This window comes from Bradyrhizobium oligotrophicum, assembly GCF_051168495.1.
Taxonomy (GTDB): Bacteria; Pseudomonadota; Alphaproteobacteria; order Rhizobiales; family Xanthobacteraceae; genus Bradyrhizobium; species Bradyrhizobium oligotrophicum_A.
Genome location: NZ_JBNPVB010000044.1, coordinates 1 through 15,018 on the forward strand (window position 1 = coordinate 1; position 15,018 = coordinate 15,018).

Genomic DNA, 15,018 nt, shown 5'->3' on the forward strand with positions numbered 1-15,018 from the left:
AAGGCCGACAGGGAATCAAAGGTTCTTCCCGTATTCAACATCGATGTGTGAATACGGTAGCCCGCAAGGGGAGAGGGCGCTGTATCGGCAGTCTTGCTGCGGAACTAACTAAGCAAAGCGTACAGCTTGGGATTGGAGACCACGCGGTCGCCGTTACAGCGCCCTCTCCCCTTGTGGGAGAGGGCCTGCACGATGGTGCGGCAAACTGGCTTGGGTGAGGGGTATGTCTCCACGAGCGTTGCCTGCGGAGAGAGACCCCTCACCCGAGCGAGTGCGCGGAGAGGCCGGTGCTGACCTCTCCCGCAAGGGGAGAGGGCGCTGTATCGGGCAGTCTTGCTGCGGAAATCATCGAGGTGTGTAGTACAGAATTGGAGACCGCGCGGTGGTCGTTACTGCGCCCTCTCCCCTTGTGGGAGAGGGCCTGCACGAGGGTGCGGCAAGCTCGCTTGGGTGAGGGGTCTGTCTCCACACCCATCGCTAGCCGAGAGAGACCCGAGCGAGTGTGAGGAGAGGCCGGTGCTGCCCTCTCCCGCAAGGGGAGAGGGCGCTGTGTTGGGCAGTCTTGCTGCGGAACTAATCGAAGCGTGGTCGCGACTACTCCCAGGACCAGCTTGCGAAGTCGTTCTCGAACTGCGGCACGTCCTTCCAGACGCCCTTCAGCTTCTTGTTGATCACCGTGATCCATTGCGGCTGGAACAGGAAGCCCGCGGCGGCATCCGTCGCCAGCAGGCGCTGGGCGTCGCCGAGCAGCTTGGCGCGGTCGGCCTCGTTCGGGGTGTCGACGATCTTCTGGTAGAGCTTGTCGAACGCCTCGGACTGATAGCCGAAATAGTAGGTCTTCTCGGTGAACTTCACGAGATCGAACGGCTCGACATGCGAGACGATGGTCAGGTCGAAATCATGCGGGCCGTTGAAGACCTGCGACAGCCATGCGGCCCATTCGAGGTTCTCGATCTTGGCGACGATGCCGACCTTGGCGAGCTGAGCCGCGACAACCTCGCCGCCCTGCCGCGCATAGGCCGGCGGCGGCAACCGCAACGAGAGCTGCAGCGGCGTGGTGACGCCGGCTTCGGCCAGCAGCTTCTTGGCCTTCTCCGGATCGTAGGGATTGATGTCGGTGGTGTCGACATAGCCGAGCGAGCCCGGCACGTAGAAGCTGCCGATCACCGTGCCCAGCCCATCGACGGCGCCCTCGATCAGCGCCTTGCGGTCGATCGCGGCGAGGATGGCGCGGCGGACGCGGACGTCGTCGAGCGGCTTCTTCTTGTTGTTGATGGTGAGGATGGTCTTCGCCTTGGAGCCGCCGATCAGGACAGTGAAGCGCGGATCAGACTTGAACTGCGCGATCGTGCGCGCCGTGGTGCCGCGCGGGAAGGCATCGACGTCGCCCGACAAGAGCGCGGCGACCTGGGCCGCCGGATCGGAGATGAAGCGGATCGTCACCTTGGACAGCTTCACGGCCGCGGCGTTGCGATAGTCGGGCCATTTGTTCAGGGTCAGCGACGAGCCCTTGGCCCAGGCGCCGAGCGTGTACGGCCCGGTGCCGACCGGCTGCGTCGCGTTGGTCGGCGCGCTCTTCGGCTCGACGATGGCGGCGGTGGCCTGCCCGAACAGGAACGGCAGGTTCGGCTCGGAATATTTGAGCTTGACCTCGATCGTCTCGGCGTCGGGCGCATTGACCGCCTCCATCGCCTGGAACAGCGCCTTGTCCTTGTTGGTGCTAGTCGCAGCGCCGGCCTTGTCGAACGAGAACTTCACGGCGGCGGAATCGAACGCCTCGCCGTTCTGGAATTTGACGCCCTTGACGAGCTTGAACGTGTAGCTCTTCAGATCGGACGAGGCCTGCCAGCTCGTGGCCAGCAGCGGCGACACCGAGCCGTCCTCGTTGATCTTGGTCAGCGTCTCATAGACGTTGTAGAGCGTGACCTCGGCGATCGCTGCTGCGGCGGCGCTGGTGGGATCGAGCCCCGGCGGCTCCAGGGTCATGCCGACGACGACGCTGTCCTTCTTGCTCTGTGCCGACGCGGGCACGGCGGCAGCCGCGACGAGCGCAGCCAATGTGAGGATCGATAGTCTTTTCAACATTGTTTGTTTCTCCCGGACTGAACCAAATTACGCGTCAAAGCGGCTGCGAGACAAGAGGCTGGTGTTTCGTTGCGACGAGCGCCGGCAGCGCCATCACGCTCTCCGCCTTGTGGCAGGCAGCAGAATGTTGCGCCGTGAGCGTCCGCAGTGCGGGAGCCGTCTCGCGGCAATGCGCGTCCGCGAGCGGACAGCGCGGCGCGTAGGCGCATCCGGCGCTGCCCACGGATTGCGACGCGATCGCAACCTCTTCGCGCCGGCGCCTGACCGCGCCGGCCTGCGCGCGAGGTACCGCATCCAACAGCGCGCGCGTATACGGATGCGCGCACTGGCCGAACAGGTCCTCCGGCCGCCCCTGCTCGACGATACGGCCGAGATACATCACCGCGACCTCGTCACAGAGATAGTCGACCACCGCGAGATCATGGCTGATCAGGACGTAGCTCAGGCCGAACTGCTCCTGCAGGTCCTGCATCAGATTGAGCACCTGCGCCTGCACGGAGACGTCCAGCGCTGAGACCGGCTCGTCGGCGACGATCAGCTTCGGCTGCGTGATCAGCGCCCGCGCAATCGCGATGCGCTGGCGCTGGCCGCCGGAGAACTCATGCGGATATTTGTCCATGTCGGCGTCGCGCAGCCCGACCTGCCGCAGCACGCTCGCAACCCGCGTCCGCAAGGAGTCGCGGTCCGGGCTTTCCAGCACCGTGAGCGGCTCGGCGACGATGCGCGCGATGGTCTGGCGCGGATCGAGCGATCCATAGGGGTCCTGGAACACCATCTGGAAGTCGCGCCGGGCGCGCCGCAGTTCGTCCGCCGAAAGGCGATCGAGATCGCGTCCCGCCATCAGCACCGAACCCGACGACGGCCGCTCCAGCGCCATGATCAGCCGCGCCAGGGTCGACTTGCCCGAGCCGGACTCGCCGACGATGCCGAGGCTCCTGCCCGGCATCAATGTCAGCGAGACACCATTGAGCGCCAGCACCTGTCCGGCCGGGCGCAACAAACTCTCACGCGGCAGCGTGTAGCGCTGCACGAGATCCCTGACCTCGAGCAGCGGGGTCTCGGCCGGCATCTCCGCCACCGTACTCACGCGACCACTCCCACCGGATCGCGCGCGAGCGCGATGTCCGTCCTGATACAGCGGACGCCATGGCCTGCGCCAATCTCGACCGCCTGTGGCAGCGCCGCGCGGCAGGCATCGACGACCAGCGTACAGCGATCGGCAAAGGGACAGCCGGCCGGCAGATCGGCGAGTTCCGGCACGGTCCCGGCGATGGTGGCGAGGCGCGTGCCTTTGCGGGCACCGAGCCGTGGCCGCGCCCGGAACAGGCCCTGCGTGTAGGGATGGCCCATACGCGAGAACACGGCATCGGTGGTGCCGCTCTCGACCACCGTGCCGCCATACATCACGATCATGCGCTGGACGTTCTCGGCGATGACGCCGAGATCGTGCGAGATCAGGATCATCGCCATGCCCTGCTCCGCCACGAGATCGGCGATCAGATCGAGGATCTGGCGCTGGATGGTGACGTCGAGCGCCGTGGTCGGCTCGTCGGCGATCAGCACGTCGGGCTTGCAGGCCAGCGCCATCGCGATGGTGACGCGCTGGCGCTGGCCGCCGGAGAACTGATGCGGATAGGCGTCGTAGCGCCTGGAGGCGTCGGGCAGTCCGACGCGGTCGAGCAGCGCGATCGCCTGCCGTTTCGCCTCCGCCACCGAGCAGCCGGTGTGCCGCAGCAGCGGCTCAGCGACCTGATGGCCGATCGTGTGCATCGGGTTGAGCGCGGTCATCGGCTCCTGGAAGATCATGCTGATGCGGTTGCCGCGCAGCTTGCAATAGTCGGCATCATCCAGACCGACCAACTGGCGGCCATCGAGCTTGATGCTGCCGCGGACGACGGCGCTGTCGGGCAGCAGCCCGAGCAGCGCCAGCGCCGTGATCGACTTGCCGCAGCCGGACTCGCCGACGATGCCCAAGGTCTCGCCACGCCGGAGCGCGAAGGAGACCTCGCGTACGGCATTCGCCGGGCCGCGGCTGGTGTTGAGCTGGATGCCGAGCTCTTGGACGTCGAGCAGAACCTGGTCTCCCGCACTCATCGCTGCCTCGCCAACCGCGGATCGAGCAGGTCGCGCAAGCCATCGCCGAGCAGATTGAGGCCGAGCACGGCGAGCGCGATCGCCGCGCCCGGATACACCGCAAGGCTCGGCGACTGGAACAGCAAGGTCTGCGCGTCGTTCAGCATGCGCCCCCAGGACGGCTGCGGCGGCTGCGTGCCCAGACCGAGATAGGACAGCGCTGCCTCCGCGAGGATCGCGAGCGCGAACTGGATCGTCGCCTGCACGATCAGGATCGACAGGATGTTCGGCAGCACGTGCTCGATGGTGATGCGGAAGCGGCCCTTTCCGGCGGCGCGCGCAGCCAGGATGAACTCGCGCGCCCAGATCGCGCCGGCCGAACCGCGGGTGACGCGCACGAACACCGGGATCTGGAAGATGCCGATGGCGGTGATCGACGTCACCATGCCCGGCCCGATCACCGCCGCCAGCATGATCGCCGACAGCACGGCTGGAAAGGCGAAGGTAAAGTCGCTGAAACGCATGATGAGCTCTTCGGTCCAGCCGCGCTGCGCGGCTGCGACGAGCCCGAGGCAGACGCCGCAGGTCAGGCCGATGCCGACGGCGATGATGCCGACGAGAATCGTCGCGCGCGCGCCGACCAAGAGCAGCGAGACGATGTCGCGGCCGAACACGTCGGTGCCGAGCCAATGCGCCGATGACGGCGGCCGCAGCTTGGATGCGACGTCGATCTCGTAGGCCGACCACGGCGTCCACACCAGCGACAGCAGCGCGGCGCCCAGCACCACGAGGCAGAGCAGCGCGCCGACGACGAAGCTGCGATGGCGCAGCGCGCGGCGCCAGAAGCCGTTGGGCGCAGGCGCAGTGCTCGCCATCGCTTGAACAGTCACCGACGAACTCACAGCTCGTGCACCTTGATGCGCGGATCGATCACGGCATAGAGCACGTCGACCACGAAGTTGACGACGATGACCATCGCCGCCAGCAGCATGACGCAGTTGCGGACGACGATCAGGTCGCGATTGGCGATCGACTGGAAGATCAGACGTCCAAGGCCCGGCAGATAGAACACGTTCTCGATCACGATGGTGCCGGCCAAGAGATTGGCGAATTGCAGGCCCATCACGGTCAGCACCGGGATCATCGCATTGCGCAGCACGTGCTGCCACAGCACCTCGCGCTTCGTCAGCCCCTTGGCGCGCGCGGTGCGCACGAAATCCTCGCGCAGCACGTCGAGCACCGCCGAACGCGTCACCCGCGCCAGGATCGCCGCCTGCACCACCGCGAGCGCGACCGCCGGCAGCAGCAGCGACCGCAGGCCGGGCCACAGCCCGTCCTCCCAGCCGGGAAAGCCGCCGGCCGACAGCCATTGCAGCTTCACCGCGAACAGCAGGATGAGGAGGATCGCGAACCAGAAATTTGGCAGCGCGATACCGATCTGGGTCAGCGACATCACGCCGACATCGCCGATGCGATTGTGGTTGGCGGCGGTGTAGATGCCCGCCGCGAGCGCCAGGACCGTCGTGAGCAGCATGGCCATGATCGCGAGCGGAATCGTCATGGCCAGCCGATCGCGGATCAGTTCGGCCACCGGCGTGCCATAGGCATAGCTGTTGCCGAGATCACCGACGAAGAGACCGCCGATCCAGTGCAGATAGCGGAACGCCAGCGGCTGATCCAGCCCGAGCTTGACCGTCAGCGCGCGCACCGCATCCGGCGAGGCATCGGCCCCCATCAGCGTCTGGGCGGCGTTGCCCGGCAGGGCGTCGAGCACCAGGAAAATGATCAGCGATGCGCCGACCAGGGTCGCGAGCAAGGTCAGGCACCGCCGCAGCAGGAACACGCTCATTCAGGCCGGAACTCCGTTACGCGGCGGCCGCACGTTCCACAGCTTTCGCCTCCGATGCAAGCCCGTTGCCTGCATGATGATCCCTGTCCGGTGCGGGGCGGGCTCGCCCCGCGGCTTGATCGGGGTCAAGCTTCGGACGGCGCGGCGCGGCATCATACCTTCAGCGCAACCAAGCAGGCCATCTTGCAGCATGATCATCCATCCGGACTTCCTCTGGGGCGCTTCCACCTCTGCCTTTCAGATCGAGGGCGCAGCCCATCTCGAAGGCCGCGCCGACAGCATCTGGGACGTGTTTCTGCGCACGCCGGGCCAGGCCGGCCACGACGACAATGCGGAGGTGGCCTGCGACCATTACCATCGCCATGCCGAGGACGTCGCCCTGGTGCGCGCGCTCGGCCTGAACGCCTACCGCTTCTCGATCGCCTGGCCGCGGGTGCTGCCGCAGGGCCGCGGCGCCGCCAATGAGGCCGGCCTCGCCTTCTACGACCGCCTGATCGACGCGCTGCTGTCCGCGGAGATAGAGCCGTGGCTGTGCCTCTACCACTGGGACCTGCCGCAGGCGCTCAGCGAGCTCGGCGGCTGGCAGAACCGCGACATCGCCGGCTGGTTCGCCGACTATGCCGCGCTGGTGGCGCGGCGCTATGGCGACCGCGTCAAGCGCTTCGCCACCTTCAACGAGCCGTGCGTGTTCACGCTGTTCGGCTACGGCCTCGGCTGGCACGCCCCGGGGATTGCGGACAAGACAGCGCTGCACAAGGCCATCCATCACGTCAATCTCGGTCACGGCCGCGCCGTCGACGTGCTGCGCCGAGACGTCGCCGGCGCCTCGATCGGCGCGATCCACAATCGCCAGCCGTGCTATCCCGCGACCGAAGATCCGGCGGACGCCGCCGCGGCGCTGCGGCTCGCGGCCTATTGGAACGATGCCTTCCCGTTGCCGCAGGCCTTCGCCTGCTATCCGCCGGAACTGGCGGACGCGATCGCGCCCTACGTTCTTCCCGGCGACATGGCGCAGATCGCGCGTCCGGTCGACTGGTTCGGGCTCAACCACTACTCGCCGCACTACGTCAAGGCCGACACCAACCTGATCGGCGCCGGCTTCGGCCCGGCACCTGCCTCGGTGCCGCGCAGCGCGATCGGCTGGCCGGTGGTGCCCGACGCGTTCCGCGACACGCTCCTGGACATCCACCGACGGTTCCACCTGCCGATCTACGTGCTGGAGAACGGCACCGCGGCGAACGACGTCATCGACCCCTCCGGTCACATCCGGGATGACGACCGGATCGCCTATCTCGCGGCCTACACCGCCGCCCTGGAACAGGCGATACGACAGGGCGCCGACGTGCGCGGCTATTTCGTCTGGTCGCTGTTGGATAATTTTGAATGGGGGGCGGGCTATTCGCAGCGCTTCGGCATTGTCTATGTCGACCACGTCTCGCAGCGCCGCATTCCCAAGGCGTCGGCGCGGTGGTATGCGGACATGATTGCGGCCCACCGGACCTCCGACGATCCGGCCGGACCGCACAACAGGGCGGAAGCTGAGGGATGAGCAAGCGCGTTCTTCTGGGCGACATCGGCGGCACCAACGCGCGTTTCGCGCTGCTCGACGGCGGCGAGATCGGCGAGATCGCGCATCTGAAGGTCGCCGACTTCCCGACCATCGCCGATGCCATCACCGATTTCCTGGCGCGGCATGCGGCGGGCGGGCCGCCCTCGGCGGCCGTGCTCGACATCGCCGGCCCGATCGAGCGCAATCGCGGCATGCTGACCAACTCGACCTGGGTGATCGACGGTGCCGAACTGGCCGCGCGTTTCGAGCTCCGCTCGGCGAAGCTCCTGAATGATTTCGAGGCGGTCGGCTGGTCGCTCCCCGCCTTGCATCCGGAAGACCTGTTTCCGCTCGGCGGCAGTGCCGCGATCGACGGCGCGCCGATGCTGGTGATCGGCCCGGGCACCGGCTTCGGCGCGGCCTGCTATCTGCCAGGCGACAACCGCCCGATGGTCGCAGTCACCGAGGCCGGCCACGCCACTCTGCCGGCGACGACCGCGCGGGAGGCGCTGGTGCTCGCCAGGATGCGCGAGCGGTTCGGTCATGTCTCGATCGAGCGCGCGCTGTCCGGCATGGGAATCGAGAACGTCTACCAGGCCATCGCCGCGGTCGACGGCGTGACCGTGCCAAAGCGTGACGCGGCGGCGATCACCCACGCCGCGCTCGACGGCAGCTGCGCCACCAGCCGCGCGACGCTCGACATGTTCTGCGCCTGGTTAGGGGCGGTCGCCGGCAATCTGGCGCTGACTTTCTGCGCCCGCGGCGGCGTCTACATCGCCGGCGGCATCCCGCCGCGCTTCCCCGACTTCTTCGCGCAGTCGGATTTCCGCCGGCAGTTCGAGAGCAAGGGCCGCTATGACAGCTATCTGCGCCCGATCCCGGTGCATCTCGTCACCAAGCCCGACATCAGCTTCATCGGCCTCAAATCCTTCTCCGAGTCCGGCATCACCGCGCCTGGCGGCTCTCCCGCCCACTGACAGATGAGCGACATCGTCACGATCACGCCGAACCCGGCCGTCGACGTTTCGACGGTCGTCGACAGGATCGTGCCCGTCGTCAAGCTGCGCGGCACGACGCAGCGGCGCGATCCCGGCGGCGGCGGCATCAATGTCGCGCGCGTCATCAGCCGCCTCGGCGGCGACGTCACCGCGCTCTATCCGGTGGGCGGGCCGACGGGACTGCTGCTGCAGCAGCTGGTCGAGCAGGAAGGCGTTACCAGCCGCACCTGGGCCACCACTGAAGATACGCGGGAGGATTTCTTCGTCCAGGAGCGCGCGACCGGCCAGCCCTACCGCTTCATCCTGCCGGGACCGACGCTCCGCGAGTCCGAATGGGAGGCCGGACTTGCATTGCTCTCGAGCCTCGATCCGTTCCCGCGCTTCGTGATCGGCAGCGGCAGCCTGCCGCGCGGCGTGCCCACCGACTTCTACGCGCGCGTCGCCACGCTGGCACGATCACGCGGCGCCCGGTTCGTGCTCGACAGTTCGGGGCCGGCCCTGGCCGCGGCGGTCGAAGGCGGCGTCGACATGATCAAGCCCTCGCTGCACGAGATGCAGGAACTCGTCGGCGGCGCGCTGCCCGATGCCACGGCGTGGGAAGAGGCGGCGCGGGCGCTGGTGGCGGCCGGCAAGGCCGCAATGGTCGCGCTGACGATGGGCCATCTCGGCGCGCTCCTGGTGACATCGGAGCGCGTGCTGCGGGCGCAGCCGCTGACGATGGTGCCGGTCAATGCGGTCGGCGCCGGCGACAGTTTTCTCGGCGCGCTGGTGGCGAAGCTCGCGGCTGGCGCGTCGGTCGAAGACGCGTTCCGCTTTGCGGTCGCGGCCGGCGCGGCGGCGCTGCTGCGCACCGGCACCGCATTGTGCGATCCGGCCGATATCACCCGTCTGCTGGCTGACGTGCGGCTGGAGACGGCGTAACCTTCAACTCCGCATCGACATTGAGCCGGTCGAGCGACAGCAGCAATCCGCCGACGCGCTCAAGCGACGACACCCACTCGGCGATCCGGCTGAAATTGTCGACCATCCAATTGAACGCGCCCTGCACCAGCGTGAACGCCGCCGCAGCCTGGGTGAGCTCGCCGAGCGTCATCTGACCGCCGAGAAATTTCGGCGCGCACAGCACGAGGCCGATGATCGGCGCGACCAGCGTATTCAGGTGCGACACCAGGGTGTTCTGCATCAATTGCCAGCAGAGCCGCTTCCATTGCCGGATGGTGCGGTCGAGCGCCAGCCAGAGCCCGGTGATGACGCTGCGTTCCTCCTGCCTGGGCGTGATGCCTTCGCCGATGTCGCGCAAATGATGCGCCGCGGTGATCAGCTCCGACTCCGCCTGGTTCTTGATCTGGATGACGCGGGTGAGCGGCGAGCCGACCCACAGCATCGCCCCGGTGACGAGCCCGGAATAGACCAGGACGCTGACCACCAGATAACCCGGAATCCGCAGCTGCAGCCCGGCCACCGCAACCTCGATCGAGCCGCCGACCTGCCACAGCACCTGGACGAACACCACCGCCGTCAGCAGCAAGGAGATGACGCTGACCCCGAAGTCGATCGGCGCATCGGTGGCGAGGCGGATGTCCTCGGCAATGCGGTACTCGGGAATCTTCTGATCGCCCTGCACAGCGGCAAGCCGGGCATAGCGATCGTTCTCGACCCAATAGTCGATCACCTTGGCCGTCAGCCATTGCCGCCAGTTGCGCTGCATCGCCATCCGCCCCCACACCGAGACGATCGCCAGCACGACGCTCGCCAGACAGAGAGGAACGAGCAGAGTGGCCTGCTGCTGCAGCCGCGCCGGATCGCGGCCTTCCAGCGCGTCGAAGAAATCCCTGTTCCAGGTGTTGAAGCGGAATTGCACATAGAGCTGCAGCACGACGATGGCGACCAGCGCGGCGCACAGCAGCCAGACCCGCCAGGCCGTCGCCCCGAACCAGAACTGCCGCGCCGTCAGCCAGAATCGCGACCATTCGCGATTGCCATCCTCATTGTCGTCGTCGGACATCATCGCGGGCCGGCATTCCTCCGGTTCATTGCCCCTCACGAGCATGATTTGATCTAAGGAGCTCCCGGGCGGGGCCGCTTGATCTTCCGCAAGGCATGCGCCGCGCAACGCGACAAACTTGGTGCCTGCACTGCAATGCGGGAGATCACAGATGACGGCACCCGGCTACGTCAGTTGGTTCAAGGATCTCCGTATCGAGGACGTCCCCGAGGTCGGCGGCAAGACGGCGTCGCTCGGCGAGCTGTATTCGGCGCTGGCGGCGCAGGGCGTGCGCGTCCCCAACGGCTTCGCGCTGACGGCATCAGCCTATCGCGACGCGCTGCGCGCTGATGGCGCCGATGACGAGCTGCGCGCGCTGCTCGCCGATCTCGACAAGCGCCGCATCGCCGATCTCGCCAGACGCGCGGCGAAGGCGCGCGCGATCGTGTTCGCGGCGACCGATCGCGACGATCTGCGCCGCGAGGTCGCCGAGGCCTACAGGCAGCTCGAGCAGGAATACGGCCGCGGCGTCGCGGTCGCCGTGCGCAGCTCGGCCACCGCCGAGGACCTGCCGAATGCGAGCTTCGCCGGCCAGCACGAGAGCTTCCTGAACATCAGCGGGCCCAAGGCGCTGTTCGAAGCCTGCCGCCGCTGCTTCGCCTCGCTCTACACCGACCGCGCGATCTCCTACCGCATCGACAACGGCTTTGCCCACAACAAGGTCGCGCTGTCGGTCGCGGTCATGAAGATGGTGCGCTCGGATCGCGCCGCCAGCGGCGTGATGTTCTCGCTCGACACCGAGAGCGGCTTTCGCGATGTCGCCTTCATCACCGGCGTCTATGGCCTCGGCGAGACCATCGTGCAGGGCACGGTCGACCCGGACGAGTTCTACGTCCACAAGCCGACCTTTGCGGCCGGCTTCCGCAGCGTGCTGTCGCGCCGGCTCGGCGCCAAGACCAAGCGCATGGTCTATGCGAAAACGGGCGCGCGCGGCGCCACCACGCGCACCGAGACGACGCCGCCGGCGGAGCGGGCCAAATTCTGCATCGATGATGCCGACGTGCTCGAGCTGGCGCAGGCCACCATCGTCATCGAGGCGCACTACTCGCAGAAGGCCGGACGGCCGACGCCGATGGACATCGAATGGGCCAAGGACGGCCGCGACGGTTCGCTCTACATCATCCAGGCGCGCCCCGAGACGGTGGCGTCGCAGCGCCGGCCGGAATCGGTCGAGACCTATTTGCTCGAGAAGACCGGCAAGGTGCTGGCGACCGGCCGCGCCGTCGGCGAGAAGATCGCCGCCGGCAAGATCCGCCTGATCCGATCGGCAAAAGACCTGCGCGCATTCAAGCCCGGCGAGGTGCTGGTCGCCGCATCGACCAGTCCGGATTGGGAGCCCGTCATGAAGACCGCGGCCGCGATCGTCACCGATCATGGCGGCCGCACCTGCCATGCCGCGATCATCGCCCGCGAGCTCGGCGTGCCCGCCGTGGTCGGGACGGAAGATTTCAGCAAGCGCGCCAGGACCGGCACCACCGTGACCGTCTGCTGCGCCGAGGGCGATGCCGGCCATGTCTATGACGGCGCCCTGCCGTTCGAGGTTCAGCGCCTCGCGATCGACGAGATCGGCCGGCCGCGCACTGGGATCATGGTCAATCTCGGCAATCCCGAACTCGCCTTCAAGACCGCGCTGCTGCCCAACGACGGCGTCGGCCTGGCGCGCATGGAGTTCATCATCAACCAGTCGATCGGCATCCATCCGATGGCGCTGGCCGCGCCGAACAAGGTGACGTCGGCAAGAGATCGCACAACGATCAAGCGCGTCACCGCACGCTACAAGAAGCCGGCCGACTTCTTCGTCGAGCGGCTGTCGGAAGGCGTCGGCACCATCGCCGCGGCGTTCTATCCGCGCCCGGTCATCATCAGGCTGTCGGACTTCAAGACCAACGAATATGCCAGCCTGATCGGCGGCCGCGACTTCGAGCCGCGCGAAGAAAACCCGATGCTCGGTTTCCGCGGCGCCTCGCGCTATGCGCATCCGGCCTATGCGGCGGGCTTCGCGCTGGAATGCGCGGCGTTGAAGCGCGTGCGCGACGTGATGGGGCTCGCCAATCTCAAGATCATGATTCCGTTCTGCCGCCGCGTCGAGGAGGCACGCAAGGTGATCGCGGCGATGGCCGGCCACGGTCTCGTCCGCGGCGAGAACGGGCTCGAGATCTACATGATGTGCGAGATTCCCAACAACGTCATCCTGATCGACGCGTTCGCAAAGCACTTCGACGGCTTCTCGATCGGCTCCAACGACCTCACCCAGCTCACGCTCGGCGTCGACCGCGACTCTGATATCGTCGCGTTCGATTTCGACGAGCGCGATCCCGGCCTGCTCGCGATGCTGAAGCTGGCGGTCGAAGGCGCCCACCGCAACCATCGCCATGTCGGCATCTGCGGCGAGGCGCCGGCCAACTATCCGGAGGTCGCGCGCTATCTCGCCGAGCTCGGCATCGACTCGATCAGCGTCAATCCGGCGAGCATCGTGCGCACCATGGAGATCGTCCGCAGCGCGGAGCGGGAGCTCGCGGCCTGCGCGCCGCAGGCGCTGGCGAGCTAGCCCGGGCCCAGGTCGTCGGACGATGTCAGGCCGTGACCGCGAGCCTGGAACTCGGCGATCGCACGTTCGGCATCGGCGATCAGTTGCCTTATGTGGACGGACTGCTCGCTCCACGACGCAGCGTTGTCGATCTCGGCCAACTGATCGAGCTGGCGCACGATCAGCCGCCACGATTCGAGCGTTCGCTGGAGCTGCGCGAGCTGAACCTCGACCGACGGCTCGGACTCGGTGTCGGTCCCCTCTGCGTGAACCGCAATCGGGATGGCCCGCGGGAATGTGATGATATTGGCCAACAACTCACCCTCGAAATGCCTGCACCACAGCCGTCGATCCAGCGGATCGGCGTCTGCAAATGTCGCATCTCCGTTGACGCGGCCCCATGGCCGGGAATGCGCCGCATTGTCGTCGGGGAGCTTAAAGAAGTTTGTACTTTCATCGCCCGTGGAATCCCGGGCGAGGCCAGTTTCAGCGGTCATCTCCGTAGCTTCGCGGGACATGACGTCCGCGGATGGTAAATACGCCCCTCACCGCGCCGCTTCGAACCCGGCCAGCACCGCCGTCAGGTTCTGCCCGAGAATGTCCGAGAGATAGCCGCCTTCCTGCACGAATACGGTGGGCAGGCCGAGCCGCGCGATCGCGCCGCCGATGCGGCGGAAGCCGGGCGTCGTCACCGAGAGCCCCTTGAGCGGATCGTGCTCGGAGGCATCGAGGCCGAGCGCGACCACGAGCGCGCCGGGCGCGAAGGCGTGGATGGTCTTGGCCGCGGTCTCGAACGCCTTCAGATAGGTGTCGTCGCCGCTCTTCAAGGGCAAGGGAATGTTGAGGTTGGCGCCGAGCCCGGTGCCGGCGCCGCGCTCATGCGCGTAGCCCCAGACGAACGGATAGTAGTGCGTGGGATCGGCGTGGATCGAGATCGTGAGCACGTCGGCCCGCTCGTAGAAGATGCCCTGCGTGCCGTTGCCGTGATGGACGTCGACGTCGAGGATCGCGACCCGCTCATGGCGCTGACGCAGATGCGCCGCCGCGATGGCGGAATTGTTCATGAAGCAGAAGCCGGAGGCGATGTCGCGATAGGCGTGGTGCCCCGGCGGGCGGCACAGCGCATACACCGCGTCCTCGCCATCGAGCAGCAGCTGGGCCGCGCTCGCGGCGACGTCGGTGGCGGCGCAGGCGCCTTCCCACGTCCCCGGCCCGATCGGCGCCGAAGTGTCGGTCGTGTGCCAGCCGAGCCGTCCGACGATGTGCGTCGGATAGGTGGCGGCATTGCGCACCGGGTGCATGTTCGGGATCATCTCGGTGCCGGCATCGCCGAGCGCGGCCCAGGCCTCCCACGCCTCTTCCAGGAAGGTCAGGTATTCCGGACTGTGGACCCGCGCGCGGGCGGCCTGGCCGAACTGAACCGGCGCGACCAGTTCGTGATGGCCGGCCTTCACTCCCGCAAGCAGGCGATCCGCCCGTTCGGGCTGCTCGGTGGTGCGCTTGACGACGCCGCGCACCAGATAGAATTGCGGATCGTGGCTGCGATGCAGCTCGGTGTAGACGGCCTTCACGCGGACTTGCTCCCGTTCGCTTTGCACGCATGATTGTGCACGCAGCGGCACCCGATACAAGCACAGATGAGATGCACCCATCGTTCAGAGCAGGCAACTTCCAACCGACGGAACGGACCGGCTGCGCTCCGCAAATCGTCCGCCACGTGTTCGCCGCGCCCAATTGCGACCACGATGGGGAGGATCACGGCGCCGCCTATTTCCGAAAATAATAAATAACTTGCGCTTTATCGGAAATCATGATTATCTCCGCGCATCCCGCCTCACCGCAGAGGGGCGTTGCGCGCGATCGTCACGACACGCGAGGTGGGGATGCGATGGC

General features: G+C 67.1%; 12 protein-coding genes. 4 read left to right on the forward strand and 8 right to left on the reverse strand.

Features of this window, described 5'->3' with window-relative positions; genetic code table 11:
- Positions 1–594: 594 nt before the first annotated feature.
- Genes ACQR1B_RS35800 through ACQR1B_RS35820 form a run of 5 tightly spaced genes read right to left on the reverse strand, consistent with a single transcriptional unit; the run spans position 595 to position 6,007 of the window.
- Positions 595–2,085 (reverse strand): ABC transporter substrate-binding protein, encoded by a 1,491-nt coding sequence (locus ACQR1B_RS35800; RefSeq protein WP_434837587.1) that lies wholly within the window; start codon positions 2,083–2,085, stop codon positions 595–597.
- A 34-nt stretch (positions 2,086–2,119) separates the two neighbouring features.
- Positions 2,120–3,154: an ABC transporter ATP-binding protein gene (locus tag ACQR1B_RS35805; RefSeq protein ID WP_434837590.1), complete on the reverse strand. Its 1,035-nt coding sequence runs from the start codon at positions 3,152–3,154 to the stop codon at positions 2,120–2,122.
- 14 nt (positions 3,155–3,168) lie between these two features.
- Entirely contained in the window at positions 3,169–4,179 is a 1,011-nt protein-coding gene (locus ACQR1B_RS35810) for an ABC transporter ATP-binding protein (RefSeq protein WP_434837586.1), read from the reverse strand.
- Positions 4,176–5,033: an ABC transporter permease gene (locus tag ACQR1B_RS35815; protein WP_434837589.1), complete on the reverse strand. Its 858-nt coding sequence runs from the start codon at positions 5,031–5,033 to the stop codon at positions 4,176–4,178. The genes ACQR1B_RS35810 and ACQR1B_RS35815 overlap by 4 nt, the downstream gene beginning before the upstream one ends.
- Positions 5,034–5,056: 23 nt before the next feature.
- Positions 5,057–6,007 (reverse strand): ABC transporter permease, encoded by a 951-nt coding sequence (locus ACQR1B_RS35820; protein WP_434837585.1) that lies wholly within the window; start codon positions 6,005–6,007, stop codon positions 5,057–5,059.
- Positions 6,008–6,197: 190 nt separating this feature from the next.
- On the opposite strand from ACQR1B_RS35820, the gene ACQR1B_RS35825 reads away from it, so the two are divergent.
- The 3 genes from ACQR1B_RS35825 to ACQR1B_RS35835 are packed head-to-tail and all read left to right on the forward strand — an operon-like array spanning position 6,198 to position 9,475.
- The gene (locus ACQR1B_RS35825) at positions 6,198–7,556 is read left to right on the forward strand and encodes a GH1 family beta-glucosidase (protein WP_434837584.1); all 1,359 of its coding nucleotides are present in this window, start codon (positions 6,198–6,200) and stop codon (positions 7,554–7,556) included.
- Positions 7,553–8,533 (forward strand): glucokinase, encoded by a 981-nt coding sequence (glk, locus tag ACQR1B_RS35830; protein WP_434837583.1) that lies wholly within the window; start codon positions 7,553–7,555, stop codon positions 8,531–8,533. The genes ACQR1B_RS35825 and glk overlap by 4 nt, the downstream gene beginning before the upstream one ends.
- 3 nt (positions 8,534–8,536) lie before the next feature.
- Complete coding sequence (locus ACQR1B_RS35835) at positions 8,537–9,475, forward strand: 1-phosphofructokinase family hexose kinase (RefSeq protein WP_434837582.1); 939 nt, start codon at positions 8,537–8,539, stop codon at positions 9,473–9,475.
- Here the strand turns inward: ACQR1B_RS35835 and ACQR1B_RS35840 are convergent.
- The gene (locus tag ACQR1B_RS35840) at positions 9,435–10,559 is read right to left on the reverse strand and encodes an SbmA/BacA-like family transporter (protein WP_434837588.1); all 1,125 of its coding nucleotides are present in this window, start codon (positions 10,557–10,559) and stop codon (positions 9,435–9,437) included. The genes ACQR1B_RS35835 and ACQR1B_RS35840 overlap by 41 nt on opposite strands.
- A gap of 151 nt (positions 10,560–10,710) precedes the next feature.
- Between ACQR1B_RS35840 and ppsA the strand changes: the two genes are divergently transcribed.
- Positions 10,711–13,146, forward strand: a complete 2,436-nt coding sequence (gene ppsA, locus ACQR1B_RS35845; protein WP_434837581.1) for a phosphoenolpyruvate synthase — start codon at positions 10,711–10,713, stop codon at positions 13,144–13,146.
- Here ppsA and ACQR1B_RS35850 read toward each other — a convergent pair.
- Together ACQR1B_RS35850 and ACQR1B_RS35855 are read right to left on the reverse strand one after the other, a co-directional pair.
- Positions 13,143–13,622 (reverse strand): hypothetical protein, encoded by a 480-nt coding sequence (locus tag ACQR1B_RS35850; RefSeq protein WP_434837580.1) that lies wholly within the window; start codon positions 13,620–13,622, stop codon positions 13,143–13,145. The genes ppsA and ACQR1B_RS35850 overlap by 4 nt on opposite strands.
- 48 nt (positions 13,623–13,670) lie before the next feature.
- Positions 13,671–14,696, reverse strand: a complete 1,026-nt coding sequence (locus tag ACQR1B_RS35855; protein ID WP_434837579.1) for a histone deacetylase family protein — start codon at positions 14,694–14,696, stop codon at positions 13,671–13,673.
- Between the last annotated feature and the right edge of the window lie 322 nt (positions 14,697–15,018).

What these genes read in the sequence shown, in the direction of transcription:
- ppsA (WP_434837581.1), top strand. Translation starts at nt 10,711, where the DNA reads ATGACGGCACCCGGCTACGTCAGTTGGTTCAAGGATCTCCGTATCGAG.
- ACQR1B_RS35800 (WP_434837587.1), bottom strand. Translation starts at nt 2,085, where the DNA reads ATGTTGAAAAGACTATCGATCCTCACATTGGCTGCGCTCGTCGCGGCT.
- ACQR1B_RS35825 (WP_434837584.1), top strand. Translation starts at nt 6,198, where the DNA reads ATGATCATCCATCCGGACTTCCTCTGGGGCGCTTCCACCTCTGCCTTT.
- ACQR1B_RS35815 (WP_434837589.1), bottom strand. Translation starts at nt 5,033, where the DNA reads ATGGCGAGCACTGCGCCTGCGCCCAACGGCTTCTGGCGCCGCGCGCTG.
- glk (WP_434837583.1), top strand. Translation starts at nt 7,553, where the DNA reads ATGAGCAAGCGCGTTCTTCTGGGCGACATCGGCGGCACCAACGCGCGT.
- ACQR1B_RS35840 (WP_434837588.1), bottom strand. Translation starts at nt 10,559, where the DNA reads ATGTCCGACGACGACAATGAGGATGGCAATCGCGAATGGTCGCGATTC.
- ACQR1B_RS35810 (WP_434837586.1), bottom strand. Translation starts at nt 4,179, where the DNA reads ATGAGTGCGGGAGACCAGGTTCTGCTCGACGTCCAAGAGCTCGGCATC.
- ACQR1B_RS35850 (WP_434837580.1), bottom strand. Translation starts at nt 13,622, where the DNA reads ATGACCGCTGAAACTGGCCTCGCCCGGGATTCCACGGGCGATGAAAGT.
- ACQR1B_RS35820 (WP_434837585.1), bottom strand. Translation starts at nt 6,007, where the DNA reads ATGAGCGTGTTCCTGCTGCGGCGGTGCCTGACCTTGCTCGCGACCCTG.
- ACQR1B_RS35835 (WP_434837582.1), top strand. Translation starts at nt 8,537, where the DNA reads ATGAGCGACATCGTCACGATCACGCCGAACCCGGCCGTCGACGTTTCG.
- ACQR1B_RS35805 (WP_434837590.1), bottom strand. Translation starts at nt 3,154, where the DNA reads ATGCCGGCCGAGACCCCGCTGCTCGAGGTCAGGGATCTCGTGCAGCGC.